Annotated in this window: 23 protein-coding genes; 13 read left to right on the forward strand and 10 right to left on the reverse strand. The window is 40.1% G+C overall.

What is annotated here, in order from left to right:
* Positions 1 to 92 precede the first annotated feature (92 nt).
* From CL667_05230 to CL667_05250, 5 genes are all read left to right on the forward strand, one after another.
* Complete coding sequence (locus CL667_05230; GenBank protein MAL17097.1) at positions 93 to 656, forward strand: RNA polymerase subunit sigma-24; 564 nt, start codon at positions 93 to 95, stop codon at positions 654 to 656.
* Positions 649 to 1,437, forward strand: coding sequence for a hypothetical protein (locus CL667_05235; protein MAL17098.1), 789 nt, complete (start codon positions 649 to 651; stop codon positions 1,435 to 1,437). Before CL667_05230 ends, CL667_05235 begins: the two co-directional genes overlap by 8 nt.
* An 8-nt stretch (positions 1,438 to 1,445) precedes the next feature.
* The gene (locus CL667_05240) at positions 1,446 to 2,336 is read left to right on the forward strand and encodes a hypothetical protein (GenBank protein ID MAL17099.1); all 891 of its coding nucleotides are present in this window, start codon (positions 1,446 to 1,448) and stop codon (positions 2,334 to 2,336) included.
* 12 nt (positions 2,337 to 2,348) lie between these two features.
* On the forward strand, positions 2,349 to 3,152 hold the full coding sequence (locus tag CL667_05245; protein MAL17100.1) for a hypothetical protein: 804 nt from the start codon (positions 2,349 to 2,351) through the stop codon (positions 3,150 to 3,152).
* Between the two features lie 121 nt (positions 3,153 to 3,273).
* Positions 3,274 to 5,991 (forward strand): hypothetical protein, encoded by a 2,718-nt coding sequence (locus CL667_05250; protein MAL17101.1) that lies wholly within the window; start codon positions 3,274 to 3,276, stop codon positions 5,989 to 5,991.
* Positions 5,992 to 6,000: 9 nt separating this feature from the next.
* Here CL667_05250 and CL667_05255 read toward each other — a convergent pair whose 3' ends face one another.
* The 3 genes from CL667_05255 to CL667_05265 form a co-directional block, all read right to left on the reverse strand.
* On the reverse strand, positions 6,001 to 6,762 hold the full coding sequence (locus tag CL667_05255; protein ID MAL17102.1) for a CDP-alcohol phosphatidyltransferase: 762 nt from the start codon (positions 6,760 to 6,762) through the stop codon (positions 6,001 to 6,003).
* 103 nt (positions 6,763 to 6,865) lie between these two features.
* Positions 6,866 to 7,120 (reverse strand): hypothetical protein, encoded by a 255-nt coding sequence (locus tag CL667_05260; protein ID MAL17103.1) that lies wholly within the window; start codon positions 7,118 to 7,120, stop codon positions 6,866 to 6,868.
* Positions 7,121 to 7,209: 89 nt separating this feature from the next.
* Positions 7,210 to 7,419 (reverse strand): hypothetical protein, encoded by a 210-nt coding sequence (locus CL667_05265; GenBank protein MAL17104.1) that lies wholly within the window; start codon positions 7,417 to 7,419, stop codon positions 7,210 to 7,212.
* A 189-nt stretch (positions 7,420 to 7,608) separates the two neighbouring features.
* Here CL667_05265 and CL667_05270 point away from each other — a divergent pair, with 189 nt between their 5' ends.
* A complete protein-coding gene (locus tag CL667_05270; GenBank protein ID MAL17105.1) occupies positions 7,609 to 8,301 on the forward strand; it encodes a hypothetical protein in 693 nt (230 codons plus the stop codon).
* A 48-nt stretch (positions 8,302 to 8,349) separates the two neighbouring features.
* On the forward strand, positions 8,350 to 8,604 hold the full coding sequence (locus CL667_05275) for a TIGR03643 family protein (protein MAL17106.1): 255 nt from the start codon (positions 8,350 to 8,352) through the stop codon (positions 8,602 to 8,604).
* Here the strand turns inward: CL667_05275 and CL667_05280 are convergent.
* Together CL667_05280 and CL667_05285 are read right to left on the reverse strand one after the other, a co-directional pair.
* Positions 8,601 to 10,007, reverse strand: a complete 1,407-nt coding sequence (locus CL667_05280; protein MAL17107.1) for an amidohydrolase — start codon at positions 10,005 to 10,007, stop codon at positions 8,601 to 8,603. The two genes, CL667_05275 and CL667_05280, sit on opposite strands and share 4 nt — an antisense overlap.
* 29 nt (positions 10,008 to 10,036) lie before the next feature.
* A complete protein-coding gene (locus tag CL667_05285; GenBank protein ID MAL17108.1) occupies positions 10,037 to 10,861 on the reverse strand; it encodes an endonuclease/exonuclease/phosphatase in 825 nt (274 codons plus the stop codon).
* Positions 10,862 to 11,048: 187 nt separating this feature from the next.
* Here CL667_05285 and CL667_05290 point away from each other — a divergent pair, with 187 nt between their 5' ends.
* Complete coding sequence (locus tag CL667_05290) at positions 11,049 to 11,432, forward strand: hypothetical protein (GenBank protein ID MAL17109.1); 384 nt, start codon at positions 11,049 to 11,051, stop codon at positions 11,430 to 11,432.
* On the opposite strand, the gene CL667_05295 is transcribed toward CL667_05290, so the two are convergent.
* Positions 11,429 to 12,544 carry a hypothetical protein gene (locus CL667_05295; protein ID MAL17110.1) on the reverse strand — a complete coding sequence of 372 codons (1,116 nt, stop codon included), beginning with the start codon at positions 12,542 to 12,544 and terminating at the stop codon, positions 11,429 to 11,431. The genes CL667_05290 and CL667_05295 overlap by 4 nt on opposite strands.
* Before the next feature lie 149 nt (positions 12,545 to 12,693).
* Between CL667_05295 and CL667_05300 the strand changes: the two genes are divergently transcribed.
* The 5 genes from CL667_05300 to CL667_05320 all read left to right on the forward strand — a co-directional run bounded on the left by CL667_05300 (position 12,694) and on the right by CL667_05320 (position 16,440).
* A complete protein-coding gene (locus CL667_05300) occupies positions 12,694 to 13,509 on the forward strand; it encodes a hypothetical protein (protein MAL17111.1) in 816 nt (271 codons plus the stop codon).
* 126 nt (positions 13,510 to 13,635) lie between these two features.
* The gene (locus tag CL667_05305; protein MAL17112.1) at positions 13,636 to 14,004 is read left to right on the forward strand and encodes a response regulator; all 369 of its coding nucleotides are present in this window, start codon (positions 13,636 to 13,638) and stop codon (positions 14,002 to 14,004) included.
* Between the two features lie 66 nt (positions 14,005 to 14,070).
* Entirely contained in the window at positions 14,071 to 14,760 is a 690-nt protein-coding gene (locus tag CL667_05310; protein MAL17113.1) for a hypothetical protein, read from the forward strand.
* Between the two features lie 76 nt (positions 14,761 to 14,836).
* A complete protein-coding gene (locus tag CL667_05315; protein ID MAL17114.1) occupies positions 14,837 to 15,406 on the forward strand; it encodes a hypothetical protein in 570 nt (189 codons plus the stop codon).
* 107 nt (positions 15,407 to 15,513) lie between these two features.
* Positions 15,514 to 16,440 (forward strand): hypothetical protein, encoded by a 927-nt coding sequence (locus tag CL667_05320; GenBank protein MAL17115.1) that lies wholly within the window; start codon positions 15,514 to 15,516, stop codon positions 16,438 to 16,440.
* Here the strand turns inward: CL667_05320 and CL667_05325 are convergent.
* The 4 genes from CL667_05325 to CL667_05340 all read right to left on the reverse strand — a co-directional run bounded on the left by CL667_05325 (position 16,437) and on the right by CL667_05340 (position 19,667).
* Positions 16,437 to 17,015, reverse strand: coding sequence for a hypothetical protein (locus CL667_05325; protein MAL17116.1), 579 nt, complete (start codon positions 17,013 to 17,015; stop codon positions 16,437 to 16,439). The genes CL667_05320 and CL667_05325 overlap by 4 nt on opposite strands.
* A 152-nt stretch (positions 17,016 to 17,167) precedes the next feature.
* Positions 17,168 to 17,698: a CIA30 family protein gene (locus CL667_05330; protein ID MAL17117.1), complete on the reverse strand. Its 531-nt coding sequence runs from the start codon at positions 17,696 to 17,698 to the stop codon at positions 17,168 to 17,170.
* 65 nt (positions 17,699 to 17,763) lie between these two features.
* On the reverse strand, positions 17,764 to 19,068 hold the full coding sequence (locus CL667_05335) for a cell envelope integrity protein CreD (protein MAL17118.1): 1,305 nt from the start codon (positions 19,066 to 19,068) through the stop codon (positions 17,764 to 17,766).
* A gap of 14 nt (positions 19,069 to 19,082) precedes the next feature.
* The gene (locus CL667_05340) at positions 19,083 to 19,667 is read right to left on the reverse strand and encodes a hypothetical protein (protein ID MAL17119.1); all 585 of its coding nucleotides are present in this window, start codon (positions 19,665 to 19,667) and stop codon (positions 19,083 to 19,085) included.
* Positions 19,668 to 19,692: the final 25 nt, after the last annotated feature.

Here is a 19,692-nt window from a genome sequence, read left to right on the forward strand (position 1 = left end):
CGAATCAACGAATAACGAAAATAATTCTGTAACCTTTTTAGGTATCATCAGTGTACATAGTTGGAAACAGAAAGCTCGGGAAATTTTACACGGTGGATTCAACTTCGGATAAGGCATTAATGATGAAAGTGAAGAATGGGGACCTTGATAAATTAGGTCTGCTGTTTGAGCGATATAATCGCCCGCTGTTCAGTTTTTTCTACCTGATGTGCAAGGAAGCCGAGCTGTGTGAAGATCTGGTTCAGTCTGTTTTCGAAAGGATCTTAAAATATCGGGAGACCTACACAGGTGATGGTAAATTTACCACCTGGATGTTCAGCATAGCCCGAAATGCTCATATCGATCATTACCGAAAGCAACAGCGAGAAGGAATTCCGGTAGAGATTGATGAAGAAAGGTTGGAGCTGGACGATGAAGAAACCAAAGTTGTTGTCAATAAGCAGGAAAAGAAAGACTTGCTTGAGATGGCACTGGAAAGGTTGGACGAAGACAAGAGAGAGATAGTAATTTTAAGCCGATATGAAGGATTGAAATACAAAGAAATCGCTGACATCCTGGATTCTACAGAAGGAGCGATAAAAGTTAAAATGTTTAGGGCCATGAAAGAGTTAAAAGATTTAGTAAACATGCTAAATGAGGAGTGCAGCAATGAATGAGAAACATGAACAGTTGATTGCCGATTATCTAGCCGGGTCTCTCGATGACGCCGGCAAGACAAAAGTAGAGGAAATGATCGCCAGTGGTGAAATTGACTTTATGGAATTTCGAGAGCTGGAAAAATTACATGAGGATTTGGGTTCAATACCAACCCCGGCGCCTGGCAAGGCAATGAGTGCAAATTTCTATGCTATGCTGGAGGAGGAAAAGAAAAATATTAAACCTTCATGGATTGAGTCGGCAGTAGACCATATCCGCCAAGTATTGGAAGAATTGACTATGCCTCGCCTGGCTTACGGGTTAGTGCTGTTATTTATAGGTGGTTTTATAGGGACACAGCTAAATGGAGGACAGTCTGAAATTGAACAGCTCAGCCAGGAAGTGCAGGATATGCGTGAAATGATGATGGTAAATATGCTGGAAGGCGCTTCGGCGGCAGACAGGCTTAAAGCGGTGACCATTAGCAGTGAATTGACCTCCGTAGATTCTGAAGCTATTCATGCTCTTTTATTTACATTGAATAATGATCCCAGTGTAAACGTACGGGTTCAAGCCATAGAAGCTTTGAAGCGATGGGGGAATAATGAACGGGTTCGCCAGGGATTAGTTAAATCGATTGCTAAGCAGCAATCCCCAATTGTAATCATAGAATTAGCGGATGCCATGTTGGAATTAGAACTTCGCAATTCGGCACCGGAATTCAGAAAGCTTATCGAAGAGAGAACGCTGGATTTCACCGTAAAACAGAAACTTGAAAACAGCATAGCTGCACTATCGTGAGGAAGAGTATGAAAACTGTGATAACGTTTATAATTGTTTTAGCAAGTACAGCTTTATATGCACAAACGACTATTTCATCTCAAAGGGTTCAGGAAGAGATTGAAATGCGAATCCCAGCTTCTGAATTTAACGCTGAAACCTTCTTTCACCTAAAGAACATAAATGGAGATTTGAATGCTGAAGGTTATGATGGAGATGAAATCATCATCACAGGGACAAAGATTATCACAACCAAACCCAGATATAAAGATGACTTTAATCCCGATGAAATTTACCTGGATCGGCTGGACGGTAGGAATAGCATTTTTGTATTTGTCCGTCAGCCTGGGGTCGAAGTGAGAATACAGGGGGATGAGTTACATTATGACTCAAGAAAAAGAAGCAGGAAAAAATATAGCAATGATGATCGTTTGGACTTCGAGTTTAACCTTCAGGCAAAAATACCACGCCATCTAATGGCGGAAATTTCCACTATCAATGGCGGAGAAGTTGTTGTTGAAGGCATGAAGAATGGTGTTGAAGCATTTAATGTAAACGGAAGTGTTTTTGTGAATGATGTAGCGGGTCATGTAAAAGCCAACACGGTAAATGGTAATATCCGTGTAGAGTTTAGTGAAACTCCCTTAGATGACTCTGAATTCAACACGGTAAACGGAACAGTTGAAGTATTTGCACCAAAAAATTTAGCTGCTGTTGTAACCTTCAAGAGTATGCACGGTGAACTATATACCGACTTCGAGAATATTGAATACCTGCCTAACCGGGTAAAAAAGAATAAGGATGGGAAGAACCGGTACAGCATAGAGCAAACAGCTCCAATTCAAATCGGCGAAGGCGGTCCTGAAATGCACTTTCAGCTTTTAAATGGAAGTGCCTACATCAAACAAAGAAAATCATAAAGAATAAATACCATGAATACGTTAATAAAACAGTTCGTTTTTACAGTAATAATCAGCCTTCTTTCCATCCCGGCGCTGGCACAAAATAATCTTGAAATTCCTCTTTCAAACCCCGGGCAACCTGGAAAATTGATTGTGGCGGCTAACTTCTCTGACGAAGTACAGGTGAGAGTACATGACAAAGATAATGTCATCGTTAATTATGATGGTCAAGAAGACGAGGATGATCATGATGCCATGAGAAACGGAATGCGAAGGATTTCAGGCGGTGGAGTCAGTATAGATGTAACCGAAGATAATAACGAAGTACGGGTTAATACCGGCCCTATGCCAAACAGTGATTTAGAGATGATCATCTATGTCCCCAGAAACTTTTCACTGAAGTTAAATACCATTCAAGGGGACGTTATGGTTACCGGCCTAAAAGGAGAGTTAGAAATCAGTGCCGTTAATGGCGATGTAGAGCTCTTGGATATTTCAGGTACGGTTTTAGTGAATAGCGTGAATGGAGATATAGAGATTGATTTCAATGAAGTTGATCCTGATTCCCCAATGTCTTTCACCGGAGTAAATGGTGATATCGATGTGTCACTGCCTGCAAATGCTAAGTTCACGGCAAAAATGAAAACCGAGTGGGGTGAAGTTCTCACTAACTTTGATATGGATATAAACCGCACTCCTTCAAAAACGGAAGAAAATAAAGATGGAGAGTACCGTGTATCTGTGAATAAATGGATCACCGGAAAAGTAAATGGCGGAGGTCCGGAATATTTGTTCAAAACTCTACACGGAGATATTTCAATTCGTAAAAAGTAAAATAATTCAGCAACCTTTTAAGGTTGTGCTCGTCTATATAAAAAATCATAACTGGAGCTGTAAGCCATTTGTACCAATGTGTTTGCAGGGATAGGACTCCTCTCTAAATTCATAATAAACCATGAAAAGTCTATACGCTACAATAGCAATGGTATGTCTATGTGCTAACGTATTTGCACAGAATTCCTATCAAAAAAGTGGAGATACCATCAACGTAAAAACAGATGATGTACGAAGAGGGACAGCACAAAGCCCTGCAATGGAAGCGGTAAGAATTACCGAAGGAAACAAGGTGAATTTAGATGGGTTTCTTAATGAAGATGTCTGGCTTGTTGCTCCCAAAGCAACTCAATTTACCCAACGTGCACCAGACGATGGAAGCACTGCTTCAGAGAGAACAGAAATTCAACTGCTATATACCGATTCATATATTTATGTAGGCATCAGAGCTTATGATTCAGCTCCTGATTCTATTCAGGCTCCTCTGTTTCGCCGCGACGGGAGTGAGGCTAGTGATTGGGTCTATGTAAGTTTTGATAGCTATAACGATAAACGAACCGCTTTCACTTTTGCGATCAATCCAAGGGGAGTGCAAAAAGATGTACTGCACTATGATGATACTAACGAAGATATTTTATGGGATGCCGTTTGGGAGGCAAAGACGAATATAAATGACGAGGGCTGGTCAGCAGAGATGAAAATTCCCCTTTCACAATTGCGCTTTAGTTCTAAAGACATGGTGCAGTCGTGGGGGGTTAATTTTCAAAGAAGAGTTGCCCGAAATGGAGAGGTATCTTTCTGGGCACCAACCTCACAGAATGAGACAGGTATAGTCTCAAAATTTGGAAGATTGAATGGGATTGAAAATTTAAGAGAACCCCGCCGGCTTGAAATAGCACCTTATGTATCAGCAGATTTAACACGTGTTCCATCTTCAAACACCTCAAGTCCTTATATCAGCAGAAACGAATTAGGGGGAAGTATTGGGGGAGATATTAAATATGGCTTAACCACTGATTTAACCCTCACAGCTACAATAAACCCTGATTTTGGTCAGGTAGAAGCTGATCCTGCAGTCATCAATCTATCAGCTAACGAGAATTTCTTTGCCGAACGCCGGCCTTTCTTTCTTGAAGGAAACGATATTTTTCAGTTTGGAAACACTAAAACATTCAGTCGGTTTGGAAATCCAGTAACATTCTATTCAAGACGAATTGGTCGGTCACCTCAGGGAAGTCCGGGACGGGCAGGTATTAATGCTGAATATGTTGACCGACCTGATTTTACGACCATTGCCACCGCTGCAAAAGTAAGTGGAAAAACTCAAAATGGATGGTCATTAGGTTTTTTGGATGCTTATACCCTGAAAGAGGAGGCTAACTTTACCCGGCAAAATGGAACAGAAGGTTCGTTTGCTGTAGAGCCGGCAACTAACTACATGGTGTTTCGGACGAAGAAAGATATCAACGAGGGAAATACTTATTTCGGTGGATTTGCAAGTGCGGTTAATAGAAGTATAGATGGTACTTACTTTGAAGATTATCTGCGGTCTTCGGCCTACCTGGGGGGCGTGGACTTTGAACATAACTTCAATAATCGAAACTGGATTGCGAGTGGTGCATTTTCATACAGTTCGATTAATGGGACGCAAGAAGCTATTCAGTTAGCGCAAACCTCACCGGTTCGGCGTTACAATCGGGTGGATTCTGACGAACTTTTTGTTGATCCCACCGCAACAAATCTCTCCGGATTCGCTACAGAAGTTAGCATTCAAAAACGTGGAGGAGAAGATAATTGGCTAGGGTCACTGACTTATTCGGATGTGTCTCCCGGATATGAAACAAATGACATTGGCTTTCAGAATAGATCAGATTATCGGTCGATAAACGGTGGTGGCGTTTACCGGGAAACGGATCCTAAACGGGTTCAGTATTTTGAACAATGGTTGTTCAAAGGGCTGTCTTGGAATTACGACAATGATGTGATTAGTAATTGGTATGGAATTGGAGCGTTTGTTCGGTTCGACAATCTTTGGACCTTCAATTATAACGCTAATGCATCAGGAAAGAGCTATTCCGATCGAATAACTCGCGGTGGACCGGTTATGGAAGTTGCTAAAAACTGGAATTTCAATATGAACATTAACACGAACCAGAATAAAGATGTCTCTTTTAATTTTGGCACCTATCAGAGACAAGATGTTGCTGGTGAGTTTGATAATGATGTTTGGGTTGGAGTGACATTTCTTCCCACTTCTTTTGTACAGCTATCTATTTCTCCCGAATTCATCTACCAAAGAGATATTGACCAGTATGTAACAAGAGTTGATGATGCCAATGCAACAGACACCTACGGAACCCGATATGTATTCGCAGATATTAAGCAAAGGACTCTGGTGGCTAGCGTCAGACTAAACTGGACTTTTACTCCTACAGTGAGCCTTCAAACATACGTTCGGCCATTTATATCAACAGGTGAGTATTCAAAATTCAAGGAATTTGCCGAACCACGAACTTATAACTTTGATGTTTACGGAAGAGACAAAGGAACGATAACTCAGGCAGAAAACGGCAATTATACCATCGACCCAGACGGCACTGGTAGTTCAGAACCTTTTAGCTTTTCTGATCCCGATTTCAACTTTCGTTCGGTTCAGGGGAATGCTGTATTCAGATGGGAGTATATGCCCGGATCCACCTTATTCCTCGTATGGCAACAACAGCGGAATGATTTTGTTGGAATGGGGAATTTTGATTTAGGCCGAGACCTGGACGGGTTGTTCAGTGCTAAACCCACAAATATTTTCTTAGTGAAATTGAGTTATTGGTTTGGATCTTGATGAGATAAACTACAGCTGCTTTCGGATTACAATAAACACCAAGATCATGGAAGAGTAGCCGATGAAAAAAGGTATAATGAAATCTTTCAGACCAAGAACAAGCATTACACTGATAATAAGAAGCTGGAAGCCAAGGCCAAAAGTAGACACGGCTGTCATCAACCAATTAGGGAAATGGGATGAATCGGCAGCTGTTTTATCCATCATATAGATTGTTTTATCAAAGTAGCCATAGCAGATTTTATATAAGCGAAAAAGGATGTTGACGGTTTTCTGCTTTTCTCCTTTTAGAGCTGTTGGGGTGGAGTCTTCGAAAATTCTGCTGGTTTTGTCTCCGCCGTGAGCATTCCTTAGGATCACATAGTAATAATTATACAATGTGCCTTGTAGCTGTAGGCCGAGAAATGCGAGTACGGTAAGAGTAATATTGGAATCCGTGATATACCACAGAGAAGAGAGTATCAGCATATTAAGGATCACATCAGATACTGAATCAAGATATCGGCCGGTATAGGAAGGAGTTTTTTTGAGCCGGGCCAGTTCACCATCGGCAGCATCCAGAATAGACTTAAACACAAGGAAAAATGCAGCAGCACCATAATATCCATTGACGATACAAAAGATGGCAATAAGCCCAGATACTATAAATCCTAAGGTAACATGAACCGGAGTGAAGGATGTATTTTTCAGAGAATGTGCAATGACCCTTGCTACTGGCCTTCCATAATCGGATAAATCTATAAACTGATAATCTTTAGGTAATTTAGACACTAATACGTATTTGGGAAAGCGTTTCAAGTTTTGGCTAGCTAAATATCAAACACACTTAGCTAGTAGGATATACAAATAGAAGTATACAGGTTTTGTTTTGATGCTAACCTATAGAATTGGCGATGAGTTCCTCCTTTTCCTTTTTTGGATATTGCTTTATCTGATATTCTCTTTTACAGGCCTTTGATCGATTAGCAAGTTCCTCAACATAGACCAGTGATTTAGGTATGTGAGCTCGCAAATAACGAGCTCCCTTTCCCTTTTTGTGTTGATTCCAACGCCTTATAACATGGTTGGTACATCCAGTGTACAGACTTCCATCCATACACCTAATGATGTAAACAAACCAAGTCTTCATATGGATATGAGATTTATTCTGAACGTAATTCTGATTTAACTCCAGCAGAGCTTAGCTAGGTAATCGTAATAAATAAAGAGCAGAAGATTTTATTCTACTGAAGTTTTGCACGTCTTTAGTCCAAACGGCGCATAAAGCGGACAAAAACTGAAAAGACTTGTAAGTACAAATACGCCTGCAAGTACTAATAAAACAATTCCAAGTGTGCCTGTTACCGTTCCCGTAAAGTATAAGGCCACAAAAATGATAGCCAAAACAAACCGAATAATTTTATCAGCGGAACCCATATTCTTTTTCATGATATCCTCATATTTTTATTAGATAAATTTTTGAATCAATAAAACTAAGCCGGTAATAATTAATATACACAGTACACAAACGGCTAGAAGTTTTAGTATTTTCATGCCCATAATAAAACTTATTTATAAAGGTTTCGTGAACTTGTTATTACAATCGAATTGTAATTAAAATATTTATCAAAAAGAGAAATGAATACACAGCATCTTACGGCAGAACAAGTTAAATCAGTTCAAGCCAGTTTTATCAATAAAGTGTACGGCTGGATGGCTCTGGCATTAGCTTTAACCGGCTTTGTTGCTTTAAGAACTGCAGACTCAGGATTTGCGTCCACGGTAGCTCAAAACCAGATTTTATTTTTTGGGATTGCATTGGCAGAAATTGGATTGGTAGTATGGCTGTCGAGCAGAATTAATTCCATGAATGCCAGCATGGCGATTGGACTGTTTTTACTCTATTCGGCTCTTAATGGACTTACGATGTCGATTATATTTCTGATTTATACTTCCGCTTCCATCGCCTCCACGTTTTTTATAACAGCCGGTACATTTGGCGTGATGAGTGCCTATGGTTACTTCACCAAAAAAGATTTGACGAGTATTGGGAATATAGCCTTTATGGGCCTTATAGGTATAATTATCGCCTCAATTGTGAACATATTCTTGCAAAGTTCTATGCTGTATTGGCTAGTGACTTACGCTGGGGTTTTAGTATTTGTAGGGCTTACCGCTTATGACACTCAGAAGATCAAGAAAATGAGCCTTGAAATGGATATTGAATCGGAGGAGGGAAGCAAAGGTGCAATAATGGGAGCCCTTGCACTATATCTTGACTTCATCAACATGTTTATTTTCTTACTTCGAATCTTTGGGCAGCGGAAATAAATGGATTGAAAGTATCGGATAAATTGTATTGCTGAGAAAAAGGCAGAAATGGCTGATTTCAGTACATTATCTAAATCCGATAAAAGCAGAATTGTAGAGATGGCGTGGGAAGACCGTACCCCTTTTGATGCCATCGAATTTCAGTTTGGTCTCAGTGAAGATGAAACCATTCAGCTAATGCGATCCGAAATGAAACGTTCCAGCTTTAAGATGTGGCGGGAACGTGTTTCCGGAAGAGATACCAAACACCGCAAAAAGAGAAAAGAAGAAGTGAATCGATTTGTAAGCCCAAATCAAAACTAGTCCATTTCTTCTAAAATCTTCTCTAATTCTCCTTTATCATAATGCTTGCCGTTTGAAACTACCGAATAGATTTGCTCAGTATTTTTAATATCGGATAATGGATTCGCATTTAGAATAAGTAGATCTGCCTGCTTGCCAATGTTGATACTTCCTGTTTGATCGTAATCACCAAAAAAGAGAGATCCGTTTAATGACGAAGCTTGCAAAGCTTCCAGTGGAGTTAAGCCTGAGCTAACAAATTCCTGCAGTTCTTTGTGTAGAGAAATACCGGGATAAACATAAGAATTGTAGGCTCCGGCATCAGAACCTGCTAATATTTTAATACCAGCCGCCTGCATATCTCCCGTTATTTTCTTGAATAAATCATTGAGCTCTTTTTCAAACTGGATGGCTTCTGCGTCCCGGCGCTGAGCAGAGCGAACTCTTCGCTGATAAGTCTCCTGAATATCTTCCGGAATATATTTCAAGTACTCATCGTCAGTATGATCAACCTCATGAAGAAAGCTTAAGATATTGTCAATGTGCAGGGTTGGGATCACATAAACTTCCTCTTCAACCAATCTTTGATAGAAAACTCTGGCGGTATCTTCATTATAGCTTTCTTTAAGTTCAGCGACTGCAGACCAAAACCCAAGCCTCCCATTATAGACATCGCTGGTGATTTCAAGTTCTCTGTCTGAGGTTCCTTTCAAAACGTAATACAAATGCTCAATGCCATCCAGACCTTCGGAAATGGCATCATCAATAAAGATACTCATTGGCATATGTCCGGTGACGGTAAGTCCTCGTTCTTCGGCTTGACGAATAATCTCGAGGTATGCTTCCCCACTCAAGGTACTTTCGTAGATCTTAACATAATCAACCCCGATAGACTCAAGAGAATCGAGAGCTGCAGATATTTCCTCAGAATTCACCACTTCGATGGAACCTTCCCAGGTGGGGTCGGGGCCATCAATTTTTGGTCCGGATGTGTAGATGTCAGGTCCTTCAAGCGATCCGGCTTCAATCTGTGACTGCCAGTCAAATATCGAAGGGGTTAGATCACCGCCGGCATCTCGCACCGAGGTCACTCCACTTGCTAAGTACATGGGCAGCAAACTTCGGTTTGAAGGTACAAGTTCTTGTCCGCCGCGTAAGTGGATGTGCATATCCCAGAGTCCGGGTATTACATACTTACCCTCCATCGCGATAGTCTCAAATACATCGGGTGATTTTGCTCCATCCTCAAAAATATCTGCTATCTCGTTCTTGTTGATTAGTATAGATTGATTTTCAGAGATGTTGCCGGTCTCAATATCAATGACATTCACGCCGGTAATTAAATATTGATCAGGGTTAGCAGAGTTGGAACAAGCTGAGAAAAATAGAATCAGAGATAAAAACAGGTAATTAGTGATACGCATAATTTGAGCTTTGGCTTATTCTTAATCTTTTAGTGAAATTGTATAACAACCGGCAAGTGATCGGATGGAGTGCGATTATCTTTGATCTCGTTGATCACGGAGTAGCTTTCAACGGTAATATCTTCCGATACAAAAATGTAGTCGATTCGATCCTCAAGAGGATGGGTAGTATCAAATCCATTGAAGGTGCCAATAGGTCCCATAGGTTCTGTTTTGCTGATATCCCTCGAATCTTTGAGATGAGTTGTAAGGAAATTAATAGGATCTGAGCCCGGAATGGCATTAAAATCGCCCATCACCAACATAGGGTAGTTTTGGGAATTCAGATTTTCAGCTCTTTCCCAAATCAGTTTGAGAGCCTCCAATCTGGCTGTGGCTCCTCTGTGATCGAGGTGGGCATTAAATACCCAGAAATGCTCATCACTATCTATGTCTCTTAAAAGAACAAAGGTGCAAACACGGAGATTGGCTGCATCCCAGCCCATAGAGACTTCCTCAGGAGTTTCTGATAACCAAAAAGTACCTTCTTCAAGAAGCTGAAGACTGCTTGTGTTGTAGAAAATAGCCGAGTGTTCACCGGCACTAACGCCGTCTCGTCTGCCAACTCCGGCATAGTCATAGTTACTCAGTGTGCTATCTAAGTAGGAGATTTGTTCCGGTAAACCTTCCTGAGTTCCAAATACGTCAAGCTTTAAGTCCAGGATTTGTGAGGTCACCCATTCCTTTCGGTTCTCCCACTGGTTAATTCCATCGCTTTGCGTATTCATTCTGATATTATAAGTAGCTGCTTTGTAATTTTGTGTTTTGCAGCCTGTAAAGACTAGAAAAATTAAAAGGGTAATTATATATCGCATGGACTCATCTTTTAACTTAAGATACTTGAACTGTCTTAAAATTACTTTTTGCGTATGTAAAAGAGTTTTTCGTAAAAGGGATCGAATGGATTAAAGAAAATGGAATTTAAATCTTATAGCTATTTTAGAAATTCCTTATCTTTTAGATTCGAAAAAATTCTCCGTAAAAATCGGAAAGAAAAAGTTAATGAGTAAAGCAGTTGATAAGGACAATCAGGGATTTTGGGATCGTATGGGGATCGGGTTATCCGGACTTTGCGCTATTCACTGTTTACTGGTTCCGGTATTTGTTTCTTTAATTCCTCTCTGGCCGGCTATTGAAGAATTTCATGAATATACTCACCTGATATTTTTCCTTGCTATAGCACCGGCAGTCATTTTGTCCATAAAAAACCGTAAAGATTTAAAAGCTATTTCCGGGTATTTGTTTGTAGGTCTCGCCATTATTTTTGTTGCCTGGTATTTTAATCATCAGCTTGGTGATTACGGCGAGGCAGGTGTGACATTAGTCGGCAGCTCATTACTCATCAGGGGGCACTGGTTAAATTATAAAACTAAGATTGGGCGTTAGTTCAGGTTCTGTTCCAGAAGTTTTATTACTTCCATTGCGCATCCCCAGCTTAAGGTTACCCCGGCACCTCCGTGCCCATAGTTATGAATGACAAGTTTGTCGTGAATGACTTCGGGTTCAAGTCTTAACCCATCTTCTTTTTTTCTTATGTATCGATATCCAACTTTGGATTTCAGTTTTGACAATTCATCAATTTTATTGACACCAAAAGTGTGTTCAATAATTTCAGTGTTGATCGCTAAAATTTGTTTTGGGACTTCCAGGTTTCCAATAGTTACGGTAGGTTGAATAGATTGCTCTCCGTTCCAGTTTCCGCTTTCGTCTAGTCGACCTGCTTGTCTGCTTCCGCCAAAAATCCAACCGTCACTGCGTGGATAGAAATAGACATCTTGAAGGCTGCCATTCTCACTTTTATAAACTTCTTGACCAGGCGAAAAGTTATAAGAGACCAACTCCCCATCTGGATTTCGAAGCTTTGTTTTTCCGGGAATACGTAATAAGTGTCCGCGGTGAATGAGCTGATTTGGGTCATTCATCAATTCCACAGCACCAAGTCCGGAGCAGTTGATGACATACTGAAATGGGAGTGTTGAAATATCCTCTGATCTCAGATCCCTGATTTCTAACCTGATATTACCCCCCAGTATTTTATCAATCAAAGCTGGGAAATAGAGACTCCAATCCGCGAAAAAGCAATTAAACTTCCATCCGGATGATATCTCAATTGATGGATGTGAAGGATGGAAAGAGTTCCTAAAAGCCGGGAAATTTTGAAACTCCCTCATTAAACCTGCATAGGATGGAAGTGAAGTTTCAGAAGCAAATAACTCAAAATGCTGATGGATATTCAGCCCCGGAAACCCTTCATTAAACAGCTTTTGAAAATGATTTTGACTATTAATAAACAGAGCGTCTAATCTTTCCGAAGAAACAGAATGAGGAATTACTGAAGCCGCAGGATAAAGGCTTGCAAATGCAGGGTCAGCCTGTGCTTTCCTTGGATCGGCTTTACTGATGATAGTAACATCCCAACCCTTTCGCTCAAGTAAGAGGGCGGTAGTTAAACCGGAAACACCGCTTCCAATGATGCATATATTTTTTTTAGAACTCATACCAAAATATAAAGGCTTAGAAGTTGGAATAAATTAATTTTAAGGAGTCTTAAGTTGTTGTTTCAAGTAGCTAATTTTGGTAATTTTAGTAAACTTTAGGACAGGCTTTAGTGTATAAATTAATATCATCTGTATTACTACTGGTAATCTTGTCGGGCATAATATCTTGCAATTTGCTCACCGTGGATGAAGAAGCTTCAAACTACCCGTCGGTGTTTCCTCAACTGGAGTTTTCTGAACTTCGGGAAATGAATGAAACGTACCAATCTGAGAATAGCGAACACATTTGCTCCACGCTGAATATGTACGGTTTTACAGGTTATAGTGAAATATTTTTTGAGAATGGAGTTAATCCCTGTGAAAACCGGGAAGTGCTAAGGGTTGAAATGACAAACCCTGATACCGTGCAAGCAGCAGCTAAGAAATCTCTTTTACAGAATGAAAAATACACGGGTGTTTCTGATACTTCCCAACTGAAATTAAAAGGGATGGAGTCTATCCAAGGGTGCATTGTTTGTTCCGGCCCCGACCAGTACAGTGGAATCATTGAGTGGAAACTGGTTTTTGAAAATCAGTATATCGATTCCGTCAAAGTTATTGATACCGAAATCACGGTGATAATGGATGCGGAAGGAGTAAATCAAATTTGGGGAAATTGGTATCCTGATTTTAAAGTACCCGATTTTGTAAACTTTGGATACGAAGAAGTTCAGGAAGGTATGGTTGGTTGGCAAATTGATATGAGGCCTTACACCGGCGAGGAAGAAATTTATACAGTACAGGCAGAAGATCTGTCTGATCAACCATATAAAGTTCACTTACCGGTAGAGGTTGATAGCGAAAGACAGCTAGAACTGAGGACTTGTTGGGCAATTCCAATTTCACAAGATAGATCAGGTTTTGATGGTTGGATAGCATATATAGATATTGAAGAGGGCTTTTTAGTAGATATAGAAGCTCAGTAAAATGGAGAGGTTTAGTATTTATGCTGACTCTAAATTTTGCAGAGTTAAATAATTAGTAACATATTTGAGGTTAGATACTCTTAACTTAGATAGGTAGCTACATTTTAAAGTTTAAAGGATAATAGTTTGACAGAATCGACAAAAAAAATACTGATCGTTGAAGATGATATGATCATCTCTTTAGTTGTTGAAAACATGATAAAAAAATTAGGCTACACTCTGGTTGGCAAAGCAGCTTCGGGAGAAGAAGCCATTGACCTGGCCAAAGAACACAAGCCTGATATTGTGTTGATGGACATCCGTTTAAAAGGAGAGATGGATGGTATTGAAGCAGTTACTCAGATTAGGGAGCATATTAAGACGGACGTTATTTACCTAACCGGAAATTCGGATAAGGTGAATTATGAGCGTGCAAAGGCTACTGAATGTATTGACCTGATTTCGAAACCATTTACTATTGGTGAACTAACCCGTTCTTTAGAACTAGTTGCCTGATAATTTTTTGCATCTTTATTGGGTTTAAACCGTAGGCTACTCCGATAAAATTAACGGGCATATGCTATGAGTACAAAATTTAAAAATCTGAGAAATGATTTAGAGGACCTTGAACAAGAAGGTCAGTTTGATGTAAACGAAAGCTCATCTGTTAGAGGCGGTAAATCAAACTCAAAGCTTGCAAATTATATTCTTCTATTCGCCTTTTTAGCCACGCTTACTTTCTACGCAGGTTCAAAAATAAATTTCGATAGCCTGACCTGGAATCCAATTGAAAACATTGTTCAGGAACTCAATCAGCCTAATGAATCACTCTTAACAGGTATGGGTGAATGGATGGAGGAGATGGGATATGGAACCCTGACAAGAGAAGAGCTTATCGCATTACGTCAGGAAGGAGTTACCGCAACCTATACCTCTCAAATCAGAGATGCCGGCTATACCGATGTAACTCTTGATCAACTGGTTGAACTTTCGGATGCTGGCGTAAGTGCCACTTTTACCCGAATGATGAAGGAATTAGGTTATGAACTGAGTATCCCTGATTTGATAGATCTTGAGAGAGCAGGTGTCACGGCTTATTTCACAAGTAACATGCTGGACCTTGGTTACACAATGGAAGATCTGTCGAAAGAAAACCTGATTCGCCTCGGAAATATTGGAGTAACCCACTCTCTTGCTGAACGCCTTATCGAAGAGCAGGAAGTGCGCCCAACAATAGATGAGTTAATTCGGTATCGTATTAGTAACCAATAACTTACAAGGTTTTCCGGAACATTTATTTCTTTAAAACCTTTATAAGTAGTGAATAGACACAACAAAACTACTTATAATGAAAAAATTACTATCAATATTTACCTTATTAACTCTTTCAGCGCTCTTTACGCAGGCTACTGCACAGGAGTATTTAATAGAAAATTCATCTGGGATTGGTCCAAAAATTGGCTTTTATAAAGCCCCTGATGCTGAAGACGGTGCTATGTTTATCGGACTTCAGTCCAGAACAAAAGGACAGTATGTTGGCGCTGAATTTTCTCTGGAATATAGAGGTGAACAAAGCTATTCAACCACTGGTGGCGAAGTAACAGTATCTCAAGTGCCCGTTACAGGTTCTTTGATGGTATTTGCCCCGCTAGCTGAAAACTTTGCACCCTATGGATTAGCTGGATTAGGAGCTTATTATACGATCTATGATTATGACGGTGGTTTTACAAATCCCGGTGATGATACTGACGTTAACTTGGGCTATCACTTAGGTTTTGGTGCTGATGTAGCGCTATCGGAATCAGCTGCACTGAATGTTGATTACAGATATTTGTTTCTTGACGGAAATAATGACGGTTTTTCTGATAATGAATTCAGTGGGAATGTAATTTCAGCTGGACTCACATTTTATTTCTAGTCAAAACTATCCTATTTTAAGAATCCTGTACTTTAAAGGTGCGGGATTTTTTTGTTTAAATCACTCAGTAAACATCACTCACTCATACTCAATTTCAATTCATACTTATGTCGGAACTTGTATTACCTGAAGTAGAACTCAATATTTATTCACCTAAGGATCCCACAGAAATAACCGTTGTGGAGAACTATGTGTGTACCAAGGAAAGCAGCCCTAATTTTGTCCGTCACGTCACCTTCGATGTTTCAGGAACAGAACTGGAAGGAAGGGTAAGGGCAGGACAGTCAATTGGGATTTTACCTCCCGGAGAAAACGAGAAAGGAAGGCCGCACAAGCTCAGGTTGTACTCTGTATCGTCTCCAACAAAAGGAGAGGGTGGTAAGTTGAATTTAATTTCTACGACCGTTAAACGGACCATTGAAGAATTGGATGGTAAATTATACACCGGAATTGCTTCTAATTATCTGGCTGATCTGAAGCCGGGTGATAAAGTGAAAGCGACAGGCCCTAGCGGCAAGCGGTTTTTGTTGCCTGAAAATGAAAAGAGTTTCAACTACGTGTTCTTTGCGACTGGAACTGGAATTGCACCTTTTCGGGCGTTCATAAAAGAACTGTATGAGGAGAATGATTATGACGGTCACATTGCTCTTGTATTTGGCTGTGCATATCGGACGGACCTTATCTACGCTGATCTCTTTAAGGAAATGGATGAGAAGCATGAGAACTTTCACTATATAACATGTGTGTCTAGAGAAGCTCGCCGCTCTGATGGGACAAAGAAATATGTTCAAAGTTCAATTATGGATTGTGCTCCACAGCTCGATCCTATTCTAAGCCAAGAAAATACCCTGCTCTATATTTGTGGGTTGAAAGGCATGGAGACAGGAATCTATCAAAACTTGGCAATTAAAGGGTTTTCAGAGTATCTGGTTCTAAAATCTGATTATGCAGAAATAGATCCTGCCGAATGGGACTGGGAAGAGATGCGCCGAAATGTTAAACCTGGTGACCGGACGTTCGAAGAAGTTTATTAATCACTTCCATGTGTTTTTGTTACTCCCCCTGAGACGATAAATCGCATGAAGTTGGTTGGATCTGTTTTTATCAGGGTTACTTTATCTTTTGGGACGATATATAAGTTTCCTGAAAAATTATAGGAGTGAGGGCAGTAGACCGCTACTTCTCCATCAAGGCCGAAGTGAGCCAGAGATTCCTGAGTGATAAATCCGAATCTTTTCATTCCTGCAGGTTCACTGAATTCAACATAAACCGGTTTGGTGAATTTCTTTTTATCACCAACAAAGGCCTCTGTCAAATCCTTTAAGGACGAGTACACAATGTTAACGAAAGGCGTTTTTGTTAAAAGTCTTTCGAAAAAGTGAACTACCGGTTTAAGAAATGTTTGGGTAAGAATGAATCCGACGACCGTAACCACAATGAAGCCTGTAACGATTCCTAGTCCTGGTATTTCTAGATCAAACCAGCTATAGAAAAGGCTGTTAAATAAGCTATTCATCCAGATAACAAATGCGTATACCAAATAAATAGTAGCGCTTAAAGGCAGGATGATTAACATACCCCGCAGAAAGTAATTCAGAATTGTTTTCATGATAGGTAGATGATTTTGGCTTTAACTGAATCTAAAGGTAAATCCCGAAAGATGTAGGTAGATCAACTTTATAAAAATAGCCTTCATTAAGTGAGTCATTCCTCAAGGACTTCAGAAATAACTATTCAACGATTAGGCAGCTTAACAACAGACTACTCTAATTCAATTTTGTCAATGAGGAGGCGAAAGGATTGTGGCTTCTTGTTTCCTATTAAAAACCCAATCTCTTCAATGGTTTGGAAGTTAAAGTTATCCCTGTTCAATCGATTTCCCCTGTAAATAGGATAGAGCTCATTTAGAGAGATTTCTACTTCTTGCCACTTACCATTGGTTTCAAAATAGGTAACGTAGGATTGATAAGCTCTGCGGTTATGCTTTACACGAAACTGATACTTCTCTCCATTTCCCTTCAGGCGAATAATGATTTTCTGTTCAGGTTTAACATCTAATGCACGTAATGGCAAACGGACTGAAGAAAATCCGCCGTTATTCTCAAGGGACACTTCACCCTCAAAAAGTCCATGCCCCTCCGGTGATATTTTCATGTTTCCGTCGGATCTTCCTCCCATCACAACATCATCAACAATGCTCCACCTGTTGGGGTTGGAGTCAGTATTAAAGTCGAAAATTACTTTGGGATTAAAAGCCATCATTAAGAATAAAAAACCAGCTATATACTTCATAAGTGTTCCTTTTTAGTACACAAGTAAAAGTATTCATGCTGCTGATTAGTTCCTTTAGTTAACCTTTATGTTTCCTGATTTGAGCTGTTCATAATTTCAAACCAGTTGATGTTTCGGGTTAAATACATCACCACCGACAAAACCACAAACAAACCGAGACTGCCGAGAAGTAAGGCGAAATCTTGAAGCTGAAGTAGAATATAGAGGTATCCATATAAGATGATTAACACTCCTGCTATAACCCCTGTTTTAAGCTTATCAGATAGTATGCTGTACGAATAGATGGTAATCAATGAAATGATGGCAGTGGAGGCAATGATGTATGCAAAGCTAAACACCACATATTCAGAAATAGATAAAAGAAGGGTATAGAAGATCAATAGCGCAAAACCTATTAAAAGATATTGCAGGGGGTGGATGATATTCTTGCTGAGCAGCTCAATCATGAAGAAAGTCAAGAATGTGAGCGAGATAAACATGATGGCATATTTTGCAGTACGCATCGTCTTCTGATACTCATCAACCCCGAGCAGGAGGTCTACACCAAAGGTAGAATTCGAGATTTCCTGGTTGGCTCCGGTCCACTGTTGAGGGAAGTTTCTATTCAGGTGAAGTACTTTCCAATTAGCCTCAAAACCGGCTTCGCTCACCTCCCGATCTACAGGAAGAAAATTACCTGTAAAGCTTGGGTTAGCCCATATCGAGGAAAGTTCGACTGCAGTTTGTTTTCCAACAGGGGAGAATCGCATTCCTGTACTTCCGTTTAGGTTTAGTTCAAAACTGAAAGAGTATGGTTCGCCCGGTTGAATGTCCGGAGCAATTGAAATACCTGACTGTAAAACATCATTCGTTTCGATTCCGGGATTAGCTAGCAATGCTTCGCCTTCCCAGTTTATGGTCACAAAGTCTTTGATCCCGGTCATATCAGAAATGCCAAATGAAACAAAGGCATTTTCAGGCAGGAAGTCTTCTTCGGGGATTTTGAATCCATCTAAATCAATAGCAGGGAAATTACCGGAGACAGATAATTTGCTGTTATAAACAATGACCTCGTAAATACCTCGATAACGAACTTCAGGAAGTACTTCGCCTTCTATATTCAGGTTTTCAGGTAGAAAGTGTGCATACCGGATAGTTTGCTCAACATCATCTTCACCTTTAAAATAATATTTGTAGGGAATAGTAATGATTGGGCCTACAAGATCCTGTTCACTTCCCCATTTCTGACTGATTTCATCAGCTACCAAATCACGCCGATCTTCCCTTTCTGAAATCAAATTCTGTATTAGCAATGCAGGAATCAGGAGAATAAGAGTCAGAAAAGCTATGATAAATAATCGGGTTCCTAGTGAGTGCTTTAAATTCTTCATGATCTTGAATTTATTTATTTAGTTGTGGTATGTGCTTTATTCTGTTCTCCGATAGCGTGTCTGAAAAATAATCCGGATGTCGCAAAGAGTATTACAAAGAAGGTGTTGAGCACAAATACACCTGATACACCGGCCGCTCCCCATGAGATAACTTCTGGTGGCCATAAAATCAATGCAAAAACAGGTACAAGGGCTTGAGCAAGAGCTGTGGCAAACATTACATAAGCCATTCCTTGAGTCCTTAGCCAGGCTATAAGGGCTCCAATAATTTCAATTGCTATGACACCAAGATACATCAGGTTGGCAGGATTACCCTCATTCCCAATAAAGCCAACGGCTCCATTAATCCAAAGAACGAAGAAAGGTCCGACTAGAGCCAATCCCAGCCCAATTCGATAACTCCAGCTTTTTCTGTTTTTGGTTATTAAGAGATAACTGAAACCAGTGCCAAAAATTAAGCCGCCCATGAAAATGAAGTCGCTAAGCGTCCATACCACTTCGGTGGTAAATTGCATCGCAATTAAAGGGATCAGAAGGAGGAGTCCCGTCAAAGCGGCCAATAGTGCGGTAGATCTATAGAAATGTTGGTTCGTGTTCATAATGTTTGTTTAGTTGTATTTACGG

Origin of the sequence: Balneola sp. (assembly GCA_002694685.1) — a bacterium.
GTDB lineage: Bacteria > Bacteroidota > Rhodothermia > Balneolales > Balneolaceae > Gracilimonas.

Excerpts from the sequence above, each read along its gene's own strand:
- CL667_05235 (MAL17098.1), top strand. The coding sequence starts at position 649 with ATGAATGAGAAACATGAACAGTTGATTGCCGATTATCTAGCCGGGTCT.
- CL667_05240 (MAL17099.1), top strand. The coding sequence starts at position 1,446 with ATGAAAACTGTGATAACGTTTATAATTGTTTTAGCAAGTACAGCTTTA.
- CL667_05245 (MAL17100.1), top strand. The coding sequence starts at position 2,349 with ATGAATACGTTAATAAAACAGTTCGTTTTTACAGTAATAATCAGCCTT.
- CL667_05250 (MAL17101.1), top strand. The coding sequence starts at position 3,274 with ATGAAAAGTCTATACGCTACAATAGCAATGGTATGTCTATGTGCTAAC.
- CL667_05260 (MAL17103.1), bottom strand. The coding sequence starts at position 7,120 with ATGAAGACTTGGTTTGTTTACATCATTAGGTGTATGGATGGAAGTCTG.
- CL667_05265 (MAL17104.1), bottom strand. The coding sequence starts at position 7,419 with ATGAAAAAGAATATGGGTTCCGCTGATAAAATTATTCGGTTTGTTTTG.
- CL667_05270 (MAL17105.1), top strand. The coding sequence starts at position 7,609 with ATGAATACACAGCATCTTACGGCAGAACAAGTTAAATCAGTTCAAGCC.
- CL667_05275 (MAL17106.1), top strand. The coding sequence starts at position 8,350 with ATGGCTGATTTCAGTACATTATCTAAATCCGATAAAAGCAGAATTGTA.
- CL667_05280 (MAL17107.1), bottom strand. The coding sequence starts at position 10,007 with ATGCGTATCACTAATTACCTGTTTTTATCTCTGATTCTATTTTTCTCA.
- CL667_05285 (MAL17108.1), bottom strand. The coding sequence starts at position 10,861 with ATGCGATATATAATTACCCTTTTAATTTTTCTAGTCTTTACAGGCTGC.
- CL667_05290 (MAL17109.1), top strand. The coding sequence starts at position 11,049 with ATGAGTAAAGCAGTTGATAAGGACAATCAGGGATTTTGGGATCGTATG.
- CL667_05295 (MAL17110.1), bottom strand. The coding sequence starts at position 12,544 with ATGAGTTCTAAAAAAAATATATGCATCATTGGAAGCGGTGTTTCCGGT.
- CL667_05310 (MAL17113.1), top strand. The coding sequence starts at position 14,071 with ATGAGTACAAAATTTAAAAATCTGAGAAATGATTTAGAGGACCTTGAA.
- CL667_05315 (MAL17114.1), top strand. The coding sequence starts at position 14,837 with ATGAAAAAATTACTATCAATATTTACCTTATTAACTCTTTCAGCGCTC.
- CL667_05320 (MAL17115.1), top strand. The coding sequence starts at position 15,514 with ATGTCGGAACTTGTATTACCTGAAGTAGAACTCAATATTTATTCACCT.
- CL667_05325 (MAL17116.1), bottom strand. The coding sequence starts at position 17,015 with ATGAAAACAATTCTGAATTACTTTCTGCGGGGTATGTTAATCATCCTG.
- CL667_05330 (MAL17117.1), bottom strand. The coding sequence starts at position 17,698 with ATGAAGTATATAGCTGGTTTTTTATTCTTAATGATGGCTTTTAATCCC.
- CL667_05335 (MAL17118.1), bottom strand. The coding sequence starts at position 19,068 with ATGAAGAATTTAAAGCACTCACTAGGAACCCGATTATTTATCATAGCT.
- CL667_05340 (MAL17119.1), bottom strand. The coding sequence starts at position 19,667 with ATGAACACGAACCAACATTTCTATAGATCTACCGCACTATTGGCCGCT.